Raw genomic sequence first — 21927 nt, forward strand, 5'->3', positions numbered from 1 at the left:
GAGGTGCGCAGTCACGAGGTCCCGCTCGCCATCCAGCTCTCCAGCCGATACTTGGGATGGCGCGTGCGGCTGCGCAGGTCGGCGCGCATCAGGCTTTGAAACAGCTCGGTGGCGCGATCGCCGGTGAGTGGATAGTCGGTCTCGCCCGTCCAATGCGCCACCACGAATTCCGTACCGGGCATGACCACTTTGGACAGTCGGTCGGCCAGCCGCACCAGGGCGGGTATCGAGAAGTAGTAGAGGACTTCGGACAACACCACCAGGTCGTACGAGCCTCCCCAGTCGCCATCGGGAAGATGGGCTTGCACGAAAGTCACGTTCGGCGCGTCACACAACTGCCTGGCGCGCAGCAGCGCCGTGGCGCTGGTATCGACTGCGGTCACGGCATCGCAGCGGGTGGCAAGCAAGCGTGTAAGCCCACCAATCGAACAACCCAGCTCCAGTGCATGCCGATAGCGCGGCTTGCTCAGCGCCTGCAGCGTTGCCTCGTATTTGTCGCGCTCGTAGGCACTGGTGAGTACCGACCAGGGATCGACCTGGCCGGTATACAAGTGCTCGAAAAACTCATGGTCATAGCTGGGGGCGGAGGAAAACTTCGGTGTCGGCGTGGACATGGCGCAATAACTCCTCGGGTATCTTGAAACCATCGACGTCGAGCGAGAGGCGGCCTTGCTGACTGGCGTAAGCCTCGATCGCCGATGCCTTGATGGCACGATGTGCTTTGATATCGACACGGATGCCGCTGACCGACGCCGGCTCGTCGTGCAGCAGCCAGCTCCAGATCGGATACGTCATCACCTCCACGCCGTGCAGTCCGCGCGTGGCTTCCAGGATCAGGGTGCAGGCCGCGCGGTGATCGCCGTGGGGATCGGTATCGGCGGTGACCACGATCAGGCACGGGCTGCGTTCGGCGGCGAGATGGCGTAGCCAATGCGTCGCCCACAAGCGCTGCTCGCCGCCCAGGGTCAACAGGCCGGTATCGGGCAGGCCCATGAAACTCAGATGCGATGGCTTCAGGCCCAGATGCGCCGCCGCAATGATCGCCTCGCCACGGCGGATCGCTCCCATATCGCGCTCGCTATCGGGATGCGAGCACTCACCGTCGGTAAGGAACACCACATGGCGCAACAGATCGCAGCGCGCCGCCCACGCGAGCAGGCCACCGCAACCCAGCGTTTCATCGTCCGGATGCGGCGCTACCACCATCAGCCCGCGCTGCGCCAGCAGGGTTTCTGGCGCCACCAGCGGCAAACGCTGCATCGCCTGGGCATACGTCATGGGCGCACCGCGAAGCTGAGCATGTGCTCGCCGATGCGATCCCTGACCAGATCCGGTACCGGCTGCCGCAGGTAGGTTTCCAGGTCGCGCGTGATGCGCTCGATCGGGTTATCCCGCCGGAACGCCGCAAGGCCCACCGACCGGTGCACCCACTGGATAACCTCGAGCAGCTGGCGTTCGACGGCAAGGCGGGCCATGCGCACGATATGGATGATCTCCGCACAAGACGCATCGCTATCGGCCGCCCAGCGTGCGCGCTCCACCCAAAGCGCCGCCGATTCCACGGCTATCGCCACGTCGGCCATGCGTGCACGCTGATGCGGATCGCCATCGCGACCGGCGCGCGTGAGCGCGAGCGCCGCGAGTCGACCGAGGCGCTCTCCCGCGCCGAACTGGGCGGCAAGAAAACGCCAGGCGCCCGCGCTGAACATCGGCTCACGGTGGTAGTCATTGTCGGCGCCGATGATGGCATCGGGCGCCACGCTGGCCGCGTGGTAGCGAATCGGCAACGTTACTGAAGCACGCATGCCGTGCATCTCCCACTCTTCGCGCGCACCCACCTGGCAGGCGACCGCGGGCCATACCATCACATAGCCAAGCCGCTCATGCTGCGCCGTCACCAGCGGCCGGTTGATCAAGCCCGCGCCGGACGCGTAGGCCTTGTGGCCATCGAGCACGTACGCTTCGTCGGAATCCGAAAGCCTGAGCGGGCCCGTGGGATGGGGCGCATTCCACACGCCGAGCCAGCCACCTTCCGCCACATGGCGACTCACGGCATCGCGCTGAGCGCGGTTGCCGTAGGTCCAGATCAGCTGGAAGGCGTTGACGTGGCCCTCATAGAGGCGCGCCAGCGAGAGATGCGATGCACCCAGTCGCCTCAGCCATTCGCCGAGACTGGGCGATGCATGCCGTGACCATCCGAACTCCGCACCGCCCAGCGATGCCGGCAGCACGGCCGTGGCGGCACCGCAGTGCACGAGATACTTCAGCGCATCGATGGGGGCGCTGTCGGTGCGGTCGTCTTCCGCCGCGAGCCGATCCAGCGTGGACTCAAGATCGGCCGGCATGGCGAGCATCTGGTCCCGCTGCGTCGACGGTCGTGCCATCGCGATGGCATTCATGGCGTGATCCCCGCGAGCTGATCGTGCTGTCGCGCATGCGGGATGCGCATGCGCGCAAGCAAGGCCTCGCCGCGCGAACACTGCGCGGAAAGTTGCGACGGGTTCAATGGCCATCTGGCCAGCCGCGGCGAAGCGCTCTCGATCACGCGCCAGGCGGCGCCGAACCCGCCCGTGCGCAAGGCTGCCTGCAGCGTGCGCGTAGTGAGGTGGACGCGAGCAGCCAAGGCTTCCAGCGGCTCGGCGCTGCGGTGTCCTGCGTGGCAATCCCTCAGCAGTCGCCGCGTGCGAGCCCGAAAACAGGCATGTTCGACCGACTCCAGCCGCTCGTCGCACGGCGCATCGGGCTCCAGTATCCGTTTGCGCATGGTATCGGCCATGCCGCCGCGCGCGCGTCCGAACAACCTGCCGGAGGTCAGCACCTGCTGCACGGTGTCGTGCCGCACGCGGCCATCGCGCAACTCCAGCGCATGCACCAGGGATTTGTCCTCACCACAGGCAGGCCACGGCGCGTCTCCCACCAAATGCATCGCGGCCGCGCTCAAGGCGAGGTTGGCGCCGCTGGCCTGGTAGTGGCGCGGCCATGGGTTGTGCGCGACGGGATCCAGCCACGCTTCGAGCGCATCCAGGCAGGCTTCATAACGCGTTTCCGCCATCCGACGCTGCAGCAGCGAGCGCGGTATGTCTTCCATGTCTTCCGGCAGCAGTCGTGCAAGGCCGGCCACCGCGTCGTATCCCGCATGGATCAGCGCGCTGTACTCGGCAATCCAGCGCGATGGCGGCACGCTGTCGGCGTCGGTGGTGAAGATCGCGCCGCTGCCGCTGGGCAGGCAGCGACCCGCCAGATGCATGGCGACACAACGCGCAGCGCCGGCGTCGCAACGCTCCGGCGGAAGCTGCGCCTCCACCACCAGGAGCGGCGATGCCGCATGCCGTCGCGCGCGCGCCACGACTTCGGCGTAGGTGTCGTCGGAGCTGCCATTGACCAGCACGAGTACGCCAAAACGGCGCAGCGTGTCCTGACGTTCCAGCCCATCGAGGCAGCGGCCGATGCGGCCCGCTTCGTTGCGAGCCGGAATGGCGACCATGACATCGAGCCGGCGCGAGCCCCAGCTGGCATTGGTCCAGCAGCGACGCAGCGTCACCGCAGGGGGCAGCTGGGCCAGCGTGAATTGAAGCGACATGCAGGAACCTCCACCACGTCACGCCAAAGCGATGTGCCGTGGGGGACGTGTACGACGTCGATCCTGCGTTCCGCGGAGTGAACGACCTGTCGAACCCTTGAGAGTCCAAAGTGATCCGAACGCTGAATCGCTGAAACTGATCAAAAACAAAGACGGCGCACGAGGGCGCCGTCTTTGTTCCTGCTCTCGCTGCATCGGTAGATCGTCAGATGCGACCCATCAACAGCAGGATCAACAAGATCAGCAGGATCAGGCCCAGGCCGCCGCTGGGGTAATAACCCCACCCGCGGCTATAAGGCCATGACGGCAAGGCGCCAATCACAAGGACGAGGACGATGATCAACAGGATGAGCGACATGGCGTTTCCCTTCGTGGCACCGCAGCGCCAGCAATGATGAGATGTCCCCAGGGCAGCAACCGCCCCGAGTAGAGACTGCGTCACGAAGCGTGGGCGCGAAGAGATAACGGGCGTGTCAACTTTTTAAGCGCAAAATGTATAGAGGCGTGCAGCGTTTGGTTGCCGCTTAGCAAACGGCGCTAGTCGATTTCCACCGCGTGAGCGCTGGGTCGGATCGGTTTGCCAAAGGCGTCTGCCAGTGCGCGTGTCAACGAAGCACCGGTCAAGACCACCACGGCGGAGTAGTAGGTCCAGGTGAGCAGCACCACCAGGCCGGCCGCGGAGCCGTAGGCACTGCCGACATTCGCGCGCTGCAGGTAGAAACCGATCACGTACTTGCCGATCTGCAGCAGCGCTCCGGTGATGAAGGCGCCAAGGGTGACGTCGGACCAATCCACCCGGGCATCCGGCAACACCTTGTACATGGCGCAGAACGCGATGAAGAGCACGGCGAAACCGCTGATCGACCCCACCACGTTCCATACCGCGCCTTCTTCGGGTATGGCGTGGCGTATCAGCGTACCGATGATGAAAAAGATCACCAGCAGAAACCCGATGCCGACCAGCAGCGCCACCGCCCGCGCACGTGCGCGCAACCAGGCGCCGATGGCTGCTCCTGGCTCGGGCTTCACGCGCCAGACGCGATTGAGCGTGCCCTGCAACTGGGCAAACACCGCCGTCGCGCTGAACAAGGTGATGCCGACGCTCACCGCGCCGGCCACGCTGCCGGTCATGGGGCGATTGCGCACGGCGCCGAGCACGTCGTTGATGGCCACCGCGGCCCGTTCGCCCGCAATGGTGGAGATCATCTGGGTCACGCCGTCGGCCCAGTCCGGCCTGACGATGGCCACACTCCACATCAGCAGCAACAGCAAGGGCGCCAGCGACAGCGCGGCGTAGAACGACAAGGCCGCTGCCCGCGTCAGCAACTCGTCGTCGCTGAACGCATCGACCGTCGATTTCACCACGATGAAAAGCTTGTTCTTCATCTCGATGGCTCGAATCACGCTGGCGTACGGCCCGGCCTGCAGTCGTCGCCAACGCTTGTCCCAGTGAAACGCAAACGGCAGCGCCTGCACCGGCGCTGCCGTTACCTCTGCCCCAGCCGCGCGCTTACCCGCTGAAAGGACGACCCTCGTAGCGACGCAAGTGGTAGATGCGATGGATATGGCGCGAGCCCATCCAGCCGCCCAGGGCAGCCGCGACCAGACCGGCCAGCCCGCTGAGCAGCAAGGTCAACATGCCCACGGCCGCATAGTGCTTCAAGCGGTCGGCGTCACTCTTGAGCTGGTCGCGCGTGGCGTTGGCCACCGGCAACCAGGTATTGACGCGCATGGTCGCCGCATCCGTGGGCATCTCGGTTTGCGCGATCAGGATGGCGCGCGCCGTGTCGGTATGTCCGGCTACCAGGGCCGCGATCAGCGCCTTCTCCGTCTCGTTGTCGGGGCGGCTTTCGCGCTGTGTCGCCAGCGTGCGATGGACATCCGTGCGCAGTACCGCCATCGGCTCGTTGTCGGCCATCGCCATGGTGCCTGCGTGGTCGCCATGCGGCGACTTGTGCTCATGGCTCAGCTGGCCCAGCGTGAGCGCGAGCCACAGCGTGCTCGCAGTCATCGCCACGCCCCATACCGTGATGCCATGCAGGCTGCCCATGGTGTCGTCGGCACGACCGTCGAACCAGCTGGCAAACAGGCCGCCCACGAACAGCGAGGCAGCCCAGGTCAGGATCATCCAGATGATGGTGCCGATGCCCAGGCCCTTGGCGGCCGCTTCCGCGTTGTGCGGATTGAATGCCGTGAAGCCCAACGCGATGCCCGCGCCGTAGAGCAGTATCGCGATACCCGTCGCCACAAACCAACCTGCGAAGACGGCACTCCAGCGCATCTGCGCAAGAGGGTCCAGGGCGATGGCGCTGCTATAGGTGGTAGCCATGGAGATTCTCCTTGAGGTCAGGCGCAACCACGAACCAGCGCGATAAGGATCAGCACAGGGAGCGGGACACCCAGGATCCAGAGCAAGACGTAGCCAATGCCGCCACGTTGTTTCTGGGCAGGTTCCACAGACTCATTGGCCTGGCTTTCGATGAGGTCGCTCATGAATACGCTCCAGCAAGACCACGGCAGGCTTGCCGCGTGTGGCTGGACAGTGCGACCGGTTCCGTAGACAACGTGTGAGAAACGCGAGAGATCGATGTGGGCGGCATCACGCCGGTTAACTGGCTTTCCCTGTACGCACGCGAGTCTCGACACCGCATGAAGGTGTTGGCGCAAAGGCCGCCGCGTCCGTGGGCGACCTTGCGCGAGATGGACGGATCAGTTGTTCTTGATCGATGGATGAGGGCTGTTGGACTCGCCGCATACAAAGGTCAACGGCACGCCGTACACCTTGTCGCCAAAGCGCGCGAACAGCTGGTAGTGCCACACGCCTTCGCTGTTCTTGTCGCAATGGTAGTTGTCGATGCTGATCTTCTTCTTGCCTTCGTAGCGCAGATTGCGAAACACCTTGTCGCTCGGTTTGCGCACCAGCCATGAGAAGCCGGGGCTGTGCGGATCGTCGGCGGCGCAGAACTCGCCGTCGCTGGCGTTGCCCGATAGCGTCCAGGTAATCGTATGTGGCTGGTCATCGCTGGCGACCTTCTCGAAGGCGTGGTGGTGCTTGCCCTGATTGACCACCAACAGGTTTTCCTCCCGTCCTGGCTTGGGATTGCGATAAAGCTCCACTTCAATATCGATCTTGCTGGGGTTGCTGGTTTTCATGATGAACTCCCGTCGTTGAGAGATTGCGGTTCCCTACCCGATGGTGCTCCCGTACTCTCGACTGCCCCGGTCAGCCTGATCAGCGAACGCCGCTGCTTTGTGCCACCAACTTTTTCTGGAAGACGGTGTTGATGGGATAGGCCACGTGGGCGCGGCGCAGCACGGCCAGCCATTCCGCATCGCGATAGCCGCTGTCCCACAACGCCTGCACCAAGGGATCTGCCTTGGCGGTCTCACCTAGCGCGAGCAAGGCCCGGGCCTGCATCGACAGCAAGCGTGGATCGCCTTGCCCGCTGGGTTGCCCTTGCGCCATCGCTACCACGTCGCGACGCAGCTGCGCGGCTGCCGCCGGATCGGTCGTGGCCGCCGCCAGCAGCAGTTGCGCGGCGCCGTTGGCCAAGACGATCGAGCGCTCATGCGGTTGCTTGACCCGCATGGGGCGGAGCGTGTCCAGCGCCACCAGCAACTGCGCGTGCGCGGCGTCGGCCTGCCCCGCCGCCAGCAACTGCGCGGCGTGCTCGGTCTGCGCTTCGGCTTGCAAGCGCGCGAGGCCGGCGTCGGTGGGACTCTGCTTGACCAGCGCAGCCGCCAGGGCGAGCGAGCGTGCGGTGAGTGCGTTGGCGGCGGGCAGATCGCCGTTGAGGCGCTTGAGCCGTGCCAGCTGCGCGCAATAGCGGGCCACGTCTTCCTGGAAGCCGCTGTTGTTCGGACTGCTCTTGAGCAGTCCATCGGCGATATCAACCGCCTGTTGCATGTGGCGCATGCCGGTCGCGTCATCACCGACCAGGGCCAGCGTGCGACCGAGGATGGCGCGCACCGTGAGCATCGAGTCGCGCTGGCTGGAGTCGTCGGGATGCTGCGCGGACAAGGCCGTTTCAATCGCATCGTCCGAACCGTACTCGGCGATGGCACCGGCCAGGTCGCCATGCAGCAACGCCAGCTTGCCGATGTTGTTGTGCGCCCCGCCGAGTTCGGTGGCCCAATCGGCGCGATCGGGTTTGGCGGCCACCAGTTTGCCGGCCAGCTCCAGCGCGCTGCGGTAGCTGACCAGCGCCTCGTCGAGGCGACCATGCGCCTCCAGTACATGGCCCATGTTGTTGTCCACGATCTCAAGCTCCAACAGCAGCTCGAGATCGCCTTTGGCATACGGCTCGGCGCGCAGCAGCACGTGTTGCGCTTCTTCAAAGCTGGTCTGGGCGGCGTCGAGTTCGCCCTCGAACCAGTGGGCGCGGCCGATGAAGGCCAGGATGCGCGCGTATTGCAGCTGCTTGGCCGCGTCGGTAGGCGCCTTTTGCGCGAGCGCGGAGGCGAGCATGGCCGCGGCCCGGTACGAGGCGATCGCATCAGGCAGATGACCTTGTTCCTCGCGTACCGAGCCGATGCGCTCCAGCGCCTTGGCGCGCTGGGCCAATGCCTGCTCGGTGACGTCGGTGGTCGGCATGCCGGCGAAGTATTTCATCGCCTTGTTGTCGACATCTTCCATGATGTCCAGGTGCTCGATGCGATGCAGCTTGTCGTTGAGGTCGCCCAGCATGAAGTCGATCAAGTCTTCCGCCTGGCGCTGCCGGCGCTCGGCCGCCACGCGCGCGACGTCGGCGGCGTGACGTGCCTGCATCGCCACGATCGCCAGCGACGCCGTCACTGCCGCCACCACCAGCGCAGCCGCGGTGATCATGCTCAGGCGTCGATTTCGCCGTTGCAGTTCGCGCTGCTTGAGGCTGTCGAAGCTGATCGCCAGCATGCCGGCGATCAGTTTCAGCTTGGCGTTGCGACGCCCGTCCTTCGAAGCGCGCGCATCCGCGGCGATGGGTTCGGCGGTTTCGCTGCCCAGTTCACCGTTGGCATCGAGTTGAAAGCGCAACGCCGAGACAAAGCATTCCTGTGCGGGATCACCGCGCGCGCCTACGTTCGGCTCGCCATCGACGATCAGGCAGAAGATGTTGGCGCTGCGCCCCAGCCGCTTGAACGCGAGCACTTCCTGTTGCACCCAATGCGACGTGGCCGCATACGGTGAACAGATGACGATGAGGTTGGCCGATTGCGCCAGCGCCTCGCGTACCTTGCTGCCCAGATCGGTGGCGCTGGCCAGTTCGTCGCGATCGCGAAAGATCGGCGCGAGTCGCCGCGGCGTCACACCGGCGGCAGTCTGCTTGCCCACCAGGCGCGACGGCACGCGATAGGTTTCCAGCGCCTTGTGCAGCCAGCCCGCCCAGGAACTGTCCCGGTGGCTATAGCTGATGAAGGCGCGGTACCGACATGCCGGGGCCGCCGGAGGCTGCTTCATGACGCCGTGCACTCCCGAGGAAGGCCATGGCCTTCCTGGCCGGGAACGTCCCGCAACCGCTGACCAGCCGGCGCAGAGCCAGACTGGAACGGGTGACGCTCGCCCCTCGCCACCTCCCGGAATGATATCAAGAATGTGATGTACATCACATTTTTGCGGTAGGCTGCGTGTGGTTTCGCGGAGGGGATGCGAGCGGGCCTTCACGCGCCCTTCTCGTCAGGGTGAGCCCCGCCTTGCCTGCACCATGGACACACCACGCGTTCGCTGGTCCGGACCGTGGCTCGCGCGGAGGTTGCCATGACACCTTTGGTTGTCGGCGTCACCAGCCATCGCAACATCGCCGCGGCTGAGATCGAGCCGATCCGGCAACGCCTGCAGGCCTTTTTCGCCTCACTCAAGCGCGATTACCCGTCGCTGCCGCTGGTGGCGCTCTCGGCGCTGGCCGAAGGCGGCGATCAGCTGTTCGCGAACGAGGCATTGGCGGCGGGCGCGCGCCTGGTGGTTCCGCTGCCCTTGCCGCGCGACATGTATGTCGAAGATTTCGCCGAGCCCGTGGTACGCGAGCGGTTCGAGGAGCTTTTTCAACGCGCCGATGTGATCCGCCTGCCGCTGCTGAAAAGCCAGTCGCGGGAGGCACTGCAGGCGCATGGCGAAGCGCGTAATCGGCAATATGCGAAGGCCGGCGTGTTCATCGCCAGTCACGCGCACATCCTGGTGTCGATCTGGGACGGCAAGGACTCCGGACGACTCGGCGGCACCGCGCAAATCGTGAAGTACTACCTGCACGGCTCGCTGCCCGGCATCATCGAACATCCGCGCCAGGCGCGGCATATCCTGAGCGGCGGCGACGAGCACCTGCTCTATCACATCGTCTGTTCGCGCGAAGGCGCGCAGGGTTCGGTGGCCGAAGGCCTGACGGCGCTGCAGACCCTCTGGCGCACCGGCGACCACGTGTCGCTGCAGGCCGAACCACCGGAAGAATTCGACCTGATGATTCGTCACATGATCGAATTCAACGACGATTGCGAGACCTACGCCCCGCAGATCGACGCCGCGGCCGGCGAGCATGGCGTGTCACCCGGCGAAAGCACGGAAGCGGTCGATCGGCTTTTTCGATGTGCCGACTGGCTCGCCATGCATTTTCGCAAGCGCGTGTTGTTGGCGCTGCGCGTGACGTACACGCTGGCCGCCCTGATGGGCATCGCCTTCACCCTCTATGCCCATCTCACCCAGCAGAACAACATGATCTATTTCTTCCTGCTGCTGTTTGCGGCAGGCGGCATCGTCGCCGCACTCGCGCGGCGCCGCGAATGGCACCGCAAGTATCTGGACTATCGCGCGCTTGCCGAAGGCCTGCGCATCCAGTTGTATTGGCGGCGCGCCGGCATCTCCAAAGACACCGACCACGAGTTTGCGCACGACAATTTCCTGCAGAAGCAGAACATCGAGCTGGGCTGGATCCGCAATGTGATGCGCGCCGTCGGCCTGCAGCCGCCAGCCAAGCCAGAGCCGGACGCGCTGGCCCAGGTCATCAACGAATGGGTGGGCGAACCGGGCCGCTCGGGCCAACTGCACTACTTCGAATGCAAGACGCTGGAGAGCGCAGGCCTGCACCATCTGACCGAAACGGTGGGCTCGATCAGCTTGTGGGTGGGCATCTCCATCAGTGTGTTTCTGGCGATGTTTGCGCTCAAACTGCCGGAAGACATCAAGAACACGCTGGTGGTGATCATGGCCGTGCTGTCGATCGTTGCCGCCGTGCGCGAAGCCTATGCATACAGGAAGGCCGACAAGGAACTGATCCGGCAATACCGCTTCATGCAGCGCATTTTCAGCGGCGCCCGCGCGGCGCTCGACCGTACCGACGATCCTGCGGAGAAGCGCGGCATCCTGCGCTCACTGGGCGATGCCGCGCTGACCGAGCATGCGGAGTGGACGTTGATGCGTCGTGAGCGGCAGGTGGAGCACAGCAAGTTCTAGCTTGCGCTGGACGCAACTGGTTCGAAGCGGCGTGCCACGAGCGTCGCACATCACAAGAACCGGATGGCCGCCTTCCCTCGCCTCATGGGAACCTCCGAGTACGCCGGAGGTATCTCATGCAACGCACGCTTATGCTCGCCCTGATGTTGTCGCCCAGCTTGAACGCCCATGCCGATTGCGAGCTGCGCTTTGCGCCACCCGAAGTCCGCGCCGCCGCGCTGGCGTTTCATCACCGCGCCAGCGAACATCCCCCGGTCTCGACTGACCCCGCGGTGCATGCCGCTATCCAGCGGGCACCGCGTGTGCAGCATGCCGATCGAGCTGCGGTGATTGCCAAGGGCGGCCACGCGCCTTCGCGCTAGCGGCGGACCGCTCCGCCTTACTCCTGCACCACGCAGCCCCAGCCATCATTGAGGCCACCGAGCGATTCGGATTCGCTGGCGAGCAGGCTTTCGTAGCCGCTGATGTTGTCGTGCGTGGGCACCATGAAGGGGTGGGCTTGCACTTCCCAGGGGCGTTCCTCATCCGCCTCGTATTCGGAGAAAGACACTTTCTGGCCATTCCTCAGCAATAGCACCGCGAACTTCAGCGCGGCTTCCTCGGTGGGAAAGATCACCGAGAAGTCGATTTCGCGCGCGATCGAGAGGTCGTCGCCCTGCTCGGCCATCTGCCGCAGCACGTCGCCGTTCTCGTCGTCTGGAAAGTCCACGTGTTCGTTCATTGCCTGTCCCGTGTGCGTGTAGCGCTGCGCGCTGGTGTGAGCGCGTGGCCCAGTCTCCCGTGGAACGCGCGCAGCGGCAAGCACGCACGTTCCTGCCGCGGTCTACGCCGGCACGTTGTAGCGAAATTCCACGCGCGTGCCGCCCGGCTCACGCACGAAACCGTGCATATTGCCCAGCTTGCCCACGGCCTCGGGCGGAAACTCCACTTCCACACCGGGCCACGCGGCCACCCTGGCGAACAGCGCATGCAGCGCTTCCTCGCTGGGCACTTTCAGCGCGACATGGTGAAGACCGATGTTTTTGCGCCGGTCGAACGGCTGGTGGCCATCGGTGCCGTCGACCTGCCACAGCGTGAGCACGGAGGTGCCATCGGAAACGAACACCGCCGGATACGCGGGATTGCCACCGACCACCCGCCAGCCCAGGCATTGCACGAAGAAAGCCCGCGAAAGCTCGACGTCGCTCACGGTCAAACCCACATGATCGATGCCGGCGGTCAGTGCGTTGCTGTCGTTCATGGGGTTGCATCCATCGTCGATGTGGTCGCGCCAAGTCCGTGCGTGGAAGCCCCGCTGGCGTTCAATGCAGGAGGTCTTCCCAGTTCCTTGGAACCTTGCCGCGCGGCCCGGGCGTGGGTTGATCCAGCGGATGGAAAAGGGGTGGACGCAACTCGGGGCCGTCGTACGCCCGGCGAGTACGGAAGTCATAGAACCACGGATCGTCCGGCTCGAAATTGGCGATCACCGGATGGCCGGTTTCATGAAAGTGCTTGCTGGCATGCTGGCTGGGCGAGCTGTCGCAACAACCGATATGGCCGCATTGCGCGCACCGGCGCAGATGCAGCCACCAGCCGCCGGCCTTGAGACATTCGACGCAGCCTTCGCCGCTGGGTTCGGCATCCAGGTTGATGCCGCTATCCGCCTGGCTCATCAGTGGCCTCCTTGACGGTGATCGATGAATGGTGACGGCAATCAGAAGCCCAGGTCGCTCAGGCTCGGATGATCGTCCGGACGGCGACCAAGCGGCCAGTGATACTTGCGCTCCGACTCGGCAATGCGCATGTCGTTGATGGAGGCATGGCGATGCGTCATCAAGCCGTTCTCGTCGAACTGCCAGTTCTCGTTGCCGTAGCTGCGGTACCACTGGCCGGAATCGTCGTGCCATTCGTACGCAAAGCGAACGGCGATGCGGTTGCCGGCGAAGGTCCACAACTCCTTGATCAGGCGATAGTCGAGCTCGCGATTCCATTTGCGGGCGAGGAAGGCCTGCGCCTCCTCACGCCCATGCACGAACTCGGCGCGATTGCGCCAGTAGGTGTCGGGCGAGTACGCCAGCGAGACCTTCACCGGGTCGCGACTGTTCCAGCCGTCTTCGGCAAGACGCACTTTCTGCGCCGCCGTTTCGGCGGTGAAGGGAGGGACAGGCTGGCGAACTTCCATGGCACACCTCGGGGACGGGTTGAGAGCGATACACAAGCTTAGCCTGAGTAACATCCACGTCCCGCGAAGGTTGCCACCAACCGGCCCGGATCAGCGCTTGATGTCGTTCTTGTCGACGGCGCCGCCCTTCATCACGAAGCTGACGTGTTCCAGCTGCGCAACATCGTTGATCGGATCGCCGCTCACTGCCACCAGGTCGGCGTAATAGCCCGGCGCCACCGCACCCACCTTGCCGGTCATGCCGAGCAGGTCCGCGGCGTTGACCGTGGCCGCCTGGATCGCCTGCATCGGCGTCATGCCCCAATGGGTCATCACGGCGAACTGCTTTGCGTTCCAGCCGTGCGGATAGACGCCGGCATCAGTGCCAAAGGCCATCTTTTCGCCGGCCTTCACCGCGCGCTGGAAATTCTCGCGCTGCAGGCGGCCCACCAGGCGCTCCTTCTCCACAGTGCTGGCCGGGAAGCCCTTCTTGGCGTATTCGCTCAGGATGTAGTCGTCGTTGTAGACGTCGAAATCCAGATAGGTGCCGTGCTGCTTGGCCAGCTTGAGGCCTTCTTCGTCGATCATGCTGCTGTGTTCGATCGAGTCCACGCCGGCGCGGATGGCCATCTTGATCGACTCGGCGCCGTGCGCATGTGCGGCGACCTTCTTGCCCCAGCGGTGCGCCTCGTCCACCACGGCATTCATTTCTTCCTGCGAATACTGCGGCGCACCGACCGATGCCTCCGCGCTCAACACGCCGGCACTGGCCATGAACTTGATCACGTCGGCGCCGTTCTTGACGTTTTCGCGCACGCGATGGCGGATGGCATCGACGCCATCGGCCACACCTTCGACGCCGTGGAACTCGATCCACGGCGAGAAGCCGGTGGTGTCATCGGCATGGCCGCCTGTGGCGCCCAGCGGCGGCCCGGAGACCAGCATGCGCGGCCCGGCGATATCGCCGCGATCGATCGCGTTGCGCAGCGCCACGTCCACATAGTCAGGCGCGCCCAGGTTGCGCACCGTGGTGAAGCCGGCATCCAGTGTCCGCTTGGCATAGGTGGGCGAGAGAATCGCCGAATCGATCGAACCGCGCTTGAGCACAGCCTCGTAGTAATCGCCCTTCACCTCGCCCGGGTCGCCGGTGAGATGCACGTGGCAGTCGATCAGCCCGGGCAACAACGTGGCGCTGCCCAGGTCGATCACGTTGACGCCTGCCGGCACCTGACCGTCGTAACGCACCTCGGTGATGCGCTCGCCCTCGATGATCACCAGCGGGTTGTCGCGCACGGTGCCCGCCTTGACGTCGACGAGGTGCGCGGCGCGCACGGCGACACGCGTTGGTGCCGGTGCCGGCGCATCGTCCGCCGACGCGGCAGCGACCGAACCCAGGCCTAGGACGATGGCGGAAAACAGGGGCAGCAAACGCATGGAGCATCTCCGTGGGCAATGACGATGACGGTGGGCGGACAGCCCGACGCTGCGCGTTGCGCCACGGTCTTGCAATATCCCCCTGCCCGCACCTTACCGTAAAACCCCGTTCCGTCACCCGTGACGGATGGCGCATGGCAGGCGCGTGGAAAGCGGGACCGATGCGGGAACATCGGCCCCGCGGTCGATCAGGGCTGGCTACCGGCCGCCTGCACGGCGGCATAGGCGTTGACGATGCCCGAGCCGATCGGCTTGCTGCCGCTTGGCGTCACGTGCGGCACCGTCGCCGAGGACTTCAGCAACTGGGTGACCTGCGCCGGCGTCAGCAGGGCCTTGCCGAGCGCGACGCGATAGCTCTGCATCAGCGCCACCACGCCTGCCACGTGCGGCGTGGCCTGCGAGGTGCCAGCCATGCCGCCATAGGTTGCCGTGGTCGGCGTGGTCGTGCCTGCATTGATGGTGGACCAGATGAAGCCGGTGGTGGCCTGCGTGCCGCTCGATGCGTCGTTCTTGTACACGCCGCCGCCAGGTGCGGCCAGCGTCACGATCTTGCCGTAGTTGGAGTAATACGCGCGAGTACTGGTAACGCCGGTGGCGGCCACCACCACCGCACCTGCGCAGCTGGCCGGGGAGAAGTTCGCGGCATTTGCGTTGCTGTTGCCGGCGGCCACCACCACGCTGGCACCGCGACCGATCGCACCCGTGATCGCCGTGCCCAGCACGCTGCTCGACGGGCAGGTGCCCGATCCACCCAGGCTAAGGCTGAGCACTTTCGCCGGATGCGCATTGGCAGGCACGCCCGACACGGTGCCGCCGGACGCCCAGGTAATGGCATCGGCGATGTCGGCGTTCGAACCGCCGCAATGACCCAGCACGCGCACCGGCACCACCTGTGCGTTGAAGGCGGTACCCACCATGCCCGTGCTGTTGTTGGTGATCTCGCCACCTGCCGTACCGAATACGTGCGTGCCGTGCCAGCTGCTGCTCTCGGCGGGCTGGCCCGAGCCGCACTGGTTCGCCGTGGTCCAGTCGCCGGTATCCCAGCCGCCCGCCACGCGGCCGTTGCTGGAGCGGCCCGACACGGCTGCGCTGGTGATGAAGTCATAACCTGCGTTGGCGAGCGAGAGATTGAGGTCCGGGTGATTGGTGACGCCGGTATCCAGACTGGCGATCGTCACGCCGGTGCCATCGGCCAGCGTCCATGCCTGCTGGATGTTGGCGGCGCCCCAGTTGGCGACGTTTGCGTTGAGCGTGTTGTCGAAAAACGCCGCGCCGCTGGGCGCCAGGTAATCCCACTGGTAGGCCCCGTAGTACTGGTCATTGGGCACCGTAAAAGTGGCGGCGCCCGCTGGGAGAATGCCATCCACGCGCTTGAGCATGTATTCCGGCTCCACGAAGGAAACCGCGGGGTCGGCGGCGATCTGCCGGATCAGCGTGGCCGCCTCGGTCGCCGAAAGCGCACGGTCGGTGTGCACCAGATCGGCACCGGTGGCCAGCCTGCGCTCGTATCGCACGGCGAGCGCACGCGGCGCGGCGAGCGTTCCCGCGCTCAGTTTTGCGCGCGATACCGCCACGCCCACGTTCTGCACCGCCATGGCAGCGTTGCTGCGTTCGGCGCTGCCGTCCTTGTAGGTGATGATGAAACCGGTATAGCTCTGATCGCTCTGCAATGGACTTACATCGAAATTGGCCGAGGGCGGCGGCGACGTGCCGAACTCGGCGGCAGACGCGGAGGCAGACAGTGCCATCAGCAGGGAAACCACCAGCCAACGCTTGTGAGTATGACGTTCCATTTCGAACTCTCCATGCTTGGGTTAGGTCGAAGTGATCCCGTGACGTCCTGTCGGGATCCCACCGTGGCGGCGCCTCGATGCGTCGAGCCTTCGACGTTGATGTTTACCGCGATCGCGGGAGTCATCCATGACCCGCCGCCAAGACAAGACGAACCCGCGCCGCGCGTAACGCAGCGAATCAACGAAACCGGTAATCCCCACAGCCAAGGCAAACGCTCACCGCTCCGGCGGCTCCAGGAGCCGCCAGCAACGTAGGTCACTCATGGGTGGCGCGCGCTTGTTGTCCCCTCGCACAGCCACGTCGCATGAAGATGCGACCGTGCCATTGATTCATGGCATCGGTGAAGGAATCGCAAATAATTGCCGTCACCGGCGCGGGCATGCCACGCTTATGTGATCAAGTTCACACAAGCGATGCGCATCGACGGCCGCGCCTGCACGGCACCGCGCCAACCCAGGAAGAGTGGTGCGTCATCGCTCAGCTTCCGCGGCGGCAGCGCTCCATCGCCACGAGTGACGGCTGAAATCCCAGGGCCGAAAAGAATTCGGCCGCGCCATCGCGCCCAGCGCGAAGTACCCAGGTGATGTCCGGCGTGTCGCGCGTGATGTGCTCCACCAACGCTCGCCCAACGCCCTGCCGGCGATGCCCCGACGCCACGACCACCATCGACAGATAGCCATTGGACAGTCCGTCCGTGATGGCACGTGCGAAGCCAATCACCGCGCCGTCGTCCATGCAGACGGCCGTGCGCTGGGACTGTTGCAGCAACTGGGCAAACCGCGGCGCGTCCTCCACGCGATGCGCCCAGCCGTTGGCGGCGAGAAACAGGCGGATCGGCTCGACATCTTCGGGCAATGCATCTCGGATCATGGATGAAGCTCTCTTATTCGCCCGGGTGATGGCTACGCTCGACGTGCGACTTCAGATAGTCCGACCAGGAATACATCGCACGCAAGTCGCCTGTGCTGTAACGCTCGGCCTCATCATTGAAGCGCGGCGATGCCTGATGGTCACTTTCGCCACCCGACGTGATATCGCGGACCTTGCCGCCAAACTCCACCGCGGCGACGAAACCTTGATCACTGTTGCCGCTCTTACTGTCGCCGCGGTGCGTGCCCGTCCCCCGACGACTCACAACAGGCGACAGATACAAGACAAGCGGTGAGCGGGACCGATGCGGGAAGCATCGGTCCCGCCGTTGATCACGGCTGATTACCGGCCGCTTGCACGGCGGCATAAGCGTTGACGATGCCCGCACCGATCGGCGTGCTTGCGCTGGGCGGCACGTGCGGCACGGTGGCGGAGGACTTCACCAGTTCCGTTATCTTCGCGGGTGTCAGCAGGGCCTTGCCGCGTGCAAGGCGATAGCTTTGCATCAGCGCCACCACGCCAGCCACATGCGGAGTGGCCTGCGAGGTGCCTGCCATGGTGCCGTAGGTAGGCGTGGTGGGTGTCGTGGTCCCGGCGTTGAGCGCGGACCAGATGAAGCCCGTGGTGGTCTGCGAGCCAAACGATGCATCGTTCTTGTAAACGCCGCCGCCGGGGGCTGCCACCGTCACGATCGACCCGTAGTTGGAGTAGAACGTACGCGAGCTGGTGATGCCGGTGGCTGCCACGACCACCGCACCGGCGCAGCTGGCCGGCGAGAAGTTCGCGGCGTTGGCGTTGCTGTTGCCGGCGGCCACCACCACGGTAGCGCCGCGACCGACCGCACCGGTGATCGCCAGGCCCAGCGCACTGCTCGACGTGCAGGCGCCAGGTCCGCCCAGGCTCAGGCTGAGCACTTGCGCGGGATGCGCATTGGCCGGCACGCCCGACACGCTGCCGCCCGACGCCCAGGTAATGCCATCGGCGACATCCGCATTGGTACCGCCGCAATGACCGAGCACGCGTACCGGTACCACCTGTGCACCGAAGGCCGTACCCGCCAGGCCGACGCCGTTGTTGGTCTTCTCGCCGCCTACCGTGCCGAACACGTGCGTGCCGTGCCAGCTGCTCTTGCGTGCGCCCATGCCGCACTGATTCACCGCGGGGATCCAGTCGCCAGTATCCCACCCACCGGGCACGCGGCCATCGGTTGCGCGGCCTGAGGTAGCGGCGCTGACGATGAAGTCGTAGCCGGCGTTGGCGAGCGAGAGGTTCAGGTCCGGGTGGTTGGTAACACCGGTGTCGAGGCTCGCGATGGTGACGCCAGAGCCGCTGGCTAACGCCCATGCCTGCTGGATGTTGGCGGCGCCCCAGTTGGCGACGTTCGCGCTGAGCGCGCGGTCGAAGAAACCCGCGCCATTGGGCGCCAGGTAATCCCACTGGTAGACCGCGTAATTGGGGTCGTTGGGAGCACCGAAAGCCATCGCACCGTCCGGCCGCAGGTCTTCAACGGCCTGGAGCATGTATTCCGGCTCCACGTAGGCGACGGCGGGATCGGCGGCGATCTGCCTGATCAGCGTGGCCGCCTCGCCTGCCGAAAGGGCGCGGTCGATATGCACCAGATCGGCTCCGGTGGCCAGCTTGCGGGCGTAACTCACCTTGAGCGTTCGCGGCGCGGCGCGTGTTCCCCCTGCCAGCTTCGCGCGCGACACCGCTGCGCTCACGTTCTGCACCGCGATCGCGGTGTTGCGGCGTTCGGCGCTACCGTCCTTGTAGGTGACGATGAAGCCGGTATAGCTCTGATTTTTCTGTAGCGGGCTCAGGTCGAAGCGATCCGAAGGCGGCGACGCGCCGGTGTTGCCCGCAGAGGCGGACGCGGACAGCGCCATCAACAGGGAAACGATGAGCCAATGCTTGCGAGTATGACGTTCCATATGAACTCCCCATACATGCCTGGGTCGAAGTGATCCCGTGACGTCCTGTCGGAATCCCACCGTGGCGGCGCCTCGATGCGTCGAGCCTTCGACGTTGATGTCTCCTTCGATCGCGGGAATCGTCCGTGACCCTCCGCGAAGACAAATCCACCCCGCGCCGCGCGTGCCGCAGCGAATCAACCCAATCCAATTCTCAGATCACACGCAAACGCGTCTCGCACTTGCGGCCTCAACGACCGCCGGCAACGCGTCTCTCCCCCGCGCAGCGGCGTCGCATGAATCGGCAGCAAGGCCGGGGATTCATGAGGTCGAAAGAAGAGTCGCAAAAAATGCGCTTTGGCGACACCGACGCGCATCGCACGCGCGCGCGGGCTCACGCAAGCGATGCGTGTAAGCGCTCGCTTGTGTGCCTATCGAGCGTGATTACGAGCCCGGATGGTACGTGCGCTCGATGTGCCCCTGCAGGTCTTCCGGCCAGAAATACACGGCACGCAAGTTGCCTGTGGTGTAGCGCTCGGCCTCATCATTGAAGTGCGGTGATGTCGGATGCCCGCTTTCGCCACCCGCCGTGATGGCACGTGCGCGCACCTTGTCGCCGAATTCCACCGCTGCGACGAAGCTGTTGCCGCTGGTGCCGTAGTAGCGGCGCGTACCCGGCCAGCGATGCGCACCAAACGAAGCGAGCGAGCCCCAGCGCGATGAGGTGAAGGGCACCGGGATGCTGGGTTTGCTGTCGTCGAACGGCTGCTGGATGTCGCCGTTGATGCGCTGGTAGCGATTGACCTCGCCCCACGGCACGCCCCAGCTGCCGAAGTCCCTCTGCAGGCGATCGGACGCCTCCGCCAGCGCTTCGAGGCGCGCCTTGGGCCCGGCGCGCTCAGCCATGATGTCGTAGACGGAGAGCCCTTCGGATACGTCCGACTTGTCGACCTTGTCCCACAAGGTATCGCCCCAGAACACCGCCAGCGAGGTGGGCATGGAGGCGATGCCCCAGCGATAGTCCCATCCGCGCAGCAAGGCGATCGGTCCGGCGAGTTTCTTCTTCAGTGGATCGTTCGCGGGCAGCGCGTCGTAATCCTTCAGCAGGATCGGCACCTGTCGCGCGAACGCCGGCAGATACGAATCGAACGCCGCGGTGATCAGCGACGGCAGCGTGAAGTCGCGCTTGTCGCTCAGCACCATGGTGGCGTGGATACCGCGCGGATTCTCGCCGACGCTATCCATGTAGCGCGGATAGTTTTCCCGCTTGGGGCTATCCGGGCCCGCCGCGGAATACGGCCAGTCGTTGGTGTTCATGATCCAGCCGTTGGCGGGATTGAGCAGATGCGGCGCGGCGTCCAGCGGAAGCAGCCCTTGCCAGTCGGTCGCGGGATCGCTGCCGTCCACCGGCTTGGTGTAATCGAAACGGTTGTCGCGCTTGGGGATGAATTGCGGATGCAGGTATGCGATCTCACCCTTGTCGTCGGCGAAAATCGTGTTGTTCGATGAGTTCGCCTTGAGCTCGGCGATTTTCATGAAGCTCGTAAAGTCAGTTGCCTTGGTGCGCAGCCAGCTCTGCTCCAGCGCTTCCATCGGTTTGTTCATCAGCGCGGTGGCGATCCACTTGTCGCCCTCGGTGCGCACGATCGGACCGTGGTGTGTGGCGTACGTGGTGAACGTACGCTGCGCCATCGATCCATCGGGCTTGCGGTAGCGCACGGTGATCGGCTTGGCGTTGACCGGCCGTACTTCCTTGCCGTAGCGATAACCGATCTTGTCGCCGTCACGCACGATGGTCTCGGCAAACTCATCCACCACGTCGGCGGTGGTCGAGGTATGCATGAAACCGATGTGCTTGTTGAAACCCTGATAGATGAAGAACTGGCCCCAGGTCACCGCGCCATACACGTCCAGTCCCGCATCGCTGCTCATCTGCAGCTCGGATCGGAAAAAGAACGAGGTGTGCGGATTGATCAGCAACAAGGCGTGGCCATCGGCCGTGAGTTTCGGCGCGATGGCGATGCCGTTGGAGCCGGTGGGCTCGGCCCAGCTCGACGGCGGATCGACGAAGGCCACGGCGTCGGTGGACTTGCCGTAGAACGCCTGCAGCTCTTTCAATGAGACACGCTCGATATCGCCGCCGATGCTGCCTTCGCTGAAGCTCAGCGCCATCCACGGTTCGAAATGCGTGATGACGCGCGGATGCACGTCCGGATGCGTGGCCAGATAGTAGTTGAGGCCGTCGGCCCAGGCATTCATCAGCTCGCGCAACCACGAAGGACTTTTCGCGTACTGCTGCTTCAGCTCGGCCGGGTCGATCCACAGCTGTTGACGCAGATCGGACCAGATCGCCTGCTCGCCTTCGGCCTGCGCGAGCCAGCCCAGCGAGTTGAGGTAGTTCGTCTCGACGCGGTTGAAGTCGTCTTCGGCTTGCGTATAGGCCATGCCGAACACGGCGTCCGCATCCGTCTTGCCGTGCACGTGCGCGATGCCCCAGTCGTCGCGGGTGACGGTGACGGCGGCGGCTTCGGTCTTCCAGCGGGAGGCGTCGCCGGATGCTGCGTGAGCAGTGCCGAGGCAACCGAGCGAGAGCAGTATGGCGGCCGAAAGCGAGTGTTTGGCGATGGTCATGGTTCTCGGTGCCTTGGTGTCGTCGCGCTCAAGGGGATTTCCTTGCCTTCCTACAGCGTCATCCCGGCGCAGGCCGGGATCCCGTAGCGAGGCACTGATGGATGCTCACGCTACTGGATTCCGGCCTGCGCCGGAATCACGGGTAGTAGAG

At 64.9% G+C, this 21927-nt stretch carries 22 protein-coding genes; 2 read left to right on the top strand and 20 right to left on the bottom strand.

The window, feature by feature from the left end; genetic code table 11:
• Nucleotides 1-11 precede the first annotated feature (11 nt).
• The 10 genes from AC1DKY_RS17470 to AC1DKY_RS17515 all read right to left on the bottom strand — a co-directional run bounded on the left by AC1DKY_RS17470 (nt 12) and on the right by AC1DKY_RS17515 (nt 9017).
• A complete protein-coding gene (locus tag AC1DKY_RS17470) occupies nt 12-614 on the bottom strand; it encodes a class I SAM-dependent methyltransferase (RefSeq protein ID WP_441604910.1) in 603 nt (200 codons plus the stop codon).
• Nucleotides 571-1278, bottom strand: coding sequence for a PIG-L deacetylase family protein (locus tag AC1DKY_RS17475; RefSeq protein WP_441604911.1), 708 nt, complete (start codon nt 1276-1278; stop codon nt 571-573). The genes AC1DKY_RS17470 and AC1DKY_RS17475 overlap by 44 nt, the downstream gene beginning before the upstream one ends.
• Complete coding sequence (locus tag AC1DKY_RS17480; RefSeq protein WP_441604912.1) at nt 1275-2399, bottom strand: hypothetical protein; 1125 nt, start codon at nt 2397-2399, stop codon at nt 1275-1277. The genes AC1DKY_RS17475 and AC1DKY_RS17480 overlap by 4 nt, the downstream gene beginning before the upstream one ends.
• Entirely contained in the window at nt 2396-3580 is a 1185-nt protein-coding gene (locus AC1DKY_RS17485; RefSeq protein WP_441604913.1) for a glycosyltransferase family A protein, read from the bottom strand. Before AC1DKY_RS17485 ends, AC1DKY_RS17480 begins: the two co-directional genes overlap by 4 nt.
• A gap of 205 nt (nt 3581-3785) precedes the next feature.
• Nucleotides 3786-3938, bottom strand: a complete 153-nt coding sequence (locus tag AC1DKY_RS17490) for a DUF3309 family protein (protein ID WP_204636844.1) — start codon at nt 3936-3938, stop codon at nt 3786-3788.
• A 179-nt stretch (nt 3939-4117) separates the two neighbouring features.
• Complete coding sequence (locus AC1DKY_RS17495) at nt 4118-4966, bottom strand: YihY/virulence factor BrkB family protein (RefSeq protein ID WP_441604914.1); 849 nt, start codon at nt 4964-4966, stop codon at nt 4118-4120.
• A 124-nt stretch (nt 4967-5090) separates the two neighbouring features.
• Complete coding sequence (locus tag AC1DKY_RS17500; protein ID WP_441604915.1) at nt 5091-5909, bottom strand: hypothetical protein; 819 nt, start codon at nt 5907-5909, stop codon at nt 5091-5093.
• A gap of 17 nt (nt 5910-5926) precedes the next feature.
• Nucleotides 5927-6073 carry a hypothetical protein gene (locus AC1DKY_RS17505; protein ID WP_441604916.1) on the bottom strand — a complete coding sequence of 49 codons (147 nt, stop codon included), beginning with the start codon at nt 6071-6073 and terminating at the stop codon, nt 5927-5929.
• A gap of 216 nt (nt 6074-6289) precedes the next feature.
• On the bottom strand, nt 6290-6733 hold the full coding sequence (locus AC1DKY_RS17510; RefSeq protein WP_441604917.1) for a hypothetical protein: 444 nt from the start codon (nt 6731-6733) through the stop codon (nt 6290-6292).
• Nucleotides 6734-6812: 79 nt separating this feature from the next.
• Nucleotides 6813-9017, bottom strand: a complete 2205-nt coding sequence (locus AC1DKY_RS17515) for a TIR domain-containing protein (RefSeq protein WP_441604918.1) — start codon at nt 9015-9017, stop codon at nt 6813-6815.
• Nucleotides 9018-9314: 297 nt separating this feature from the next.
• On the opposite strand from AC1DKY_RS17515, the gene AC1DKY_RS17520 reads away from it, so the two are divergent.
• On the top strand, nt 9315-10997 hold the full coding sequence (locus tag AC1DKY_RS17520) for a hypothetical protein (RefSeq protein ID WP_441604919.1): 1683 nt from the start codon (nt 9315-9317) through the stop codon (nt 10995-10997).
• Between the two features lie 116 nt (nt 10998-11113).
• Nucleotides 11114-11359: a hypothetical protein gene (locus AC1DKY_RS17525; protein ID WP_441604920.1), complete on the top strand. Its 246-nt coding sequence runs from the start codon at nt 11114-11116 to the stop codon at nt 11357-11359.
• Between the two features lie 17 nt (nt 11360-11376).
• Here the strand turns inward: AC1DKY_RS17525 and AC1DKY_RS17530 are convergent, their stop codons facing one another.
• The 10 genes from AC1DKY_RS17530 to AC1DKY_RS17575 form a co-directional block, all read right to left on the bottom strand.
• On the bottom strand, nt 11377-11718 hold the full coding sequence (locus AC1DKY_RS17530) for a ribonuclease E inhibitor RraB (protein ID WP_441604921.1): 342 nt from the start codon (nt 11716-11718) through the stop codon (nt 11377-11379).
• Between the two features lie 102 nt (nt 11719-11820).
• Entirely contained in the window at nt 11821-12237 is a 417-nt protein-coding gene (locus tag AC1DKY_RS17535; RefSeq protein ID WP_441604922.1) for a VOC family protein, read from the bottom strand.
• Nucleotides 12238-12298: 61 nt separating this feature from the next.
• The gene (locus AC1DKY_RS17540) at nt 12299-12649 is read right to left on the bottom strand and encodes a UBP-type zinc finger domain-containing protein (RefSeq protein WP_441604923.1); all 351 of its coding nucleotides are present in this window, start codon (nt 12647-12649) and stop codon (nt 12299-12301) included.
• 41 nt (nt 12650-12690) lie between these two features.
• A complete protein-coding gene (locus tag AC1DKY_RS17545; protein ID WP_046971766.1) occupies nt 12691-13158 on the bottom strand; it encodes a nuclear transport factor 2 family protein in 468 nt (155 codons plus the stop codon).
• Nucleotides 13159-13248: 90 nt separating this feature from the next.
• A complete protein-coding gene (locus tag AC1DKY_RS17550; RefSeq protein ID WP_441604924.1) occupies nt 13249-14571 on the bottom strand; it encodes a Xaa-Pro dipeptidase in 1323 nt (440 codons plus the stop codon).
• 188 nt (nt 14572-14759) lie between these two features.
• Nucleotides 14760-16364 (bottom strand): S8 family serine peptidase, encoded by a 1605-nt coding sequence (locus tag AC1DKY_RS17555; protein ID WP_441604925.1) that lies wholly within the window; start codon nt 16362-16364, stop codon nt 14760-14762.
• A 478-nt stretch (nt 16365-16842) separates the two neighbouring features.
• Entirely contained in the window at nt 16843-17235 is a 393-nt protein-coding gene (locus tag AC1DKY_RS17560) for a GNAT family N-acetyltransferase (RefSeq protein WP_441604926.1), read from the bottom strand.
• 13 nt (nt 17236-17248) lie between these two features.
• Nucleotides 17249-17500, bottom strand: a complete 252-nt coding sequence (locus AC1DKY_RS17565; RefSeq protein WP_441604927.1) for a hypothetical protein — start codon at nt 17498-17500, stop codon at nt 17249-17251.
• A 67-nt stretch (nt 17501-17567) separates the two neighbouring features.
• Nucleotides 17568-19166: a S8 family serine peptidase gene (locus AC1DKY_RS17570; RefSeq protein ID WP_441604928.1), complete on the bottom strand. Its 1599-nt coding sequence runs from the start codon at nt 19164-19166 to the stop codon at nt 17568-17570.
• 423 nt (nt 19167-19589) lie between these two features.
• Complete coding sequence (locus AC1DKY_RS17575) at nt 19590-21776, bottom strand: penicillin acylase family protein (RefSeq protein ID WP_441604929.1); 2187 nt, start codon at nt 21774-21776, stop codon at nt 19590-19592.
• Nucleotides 21777-21927 lie beyond the last annotated feature (151 nt).

Source organism: Dyella sp. 01N448, from assembly GCF_056399225.1.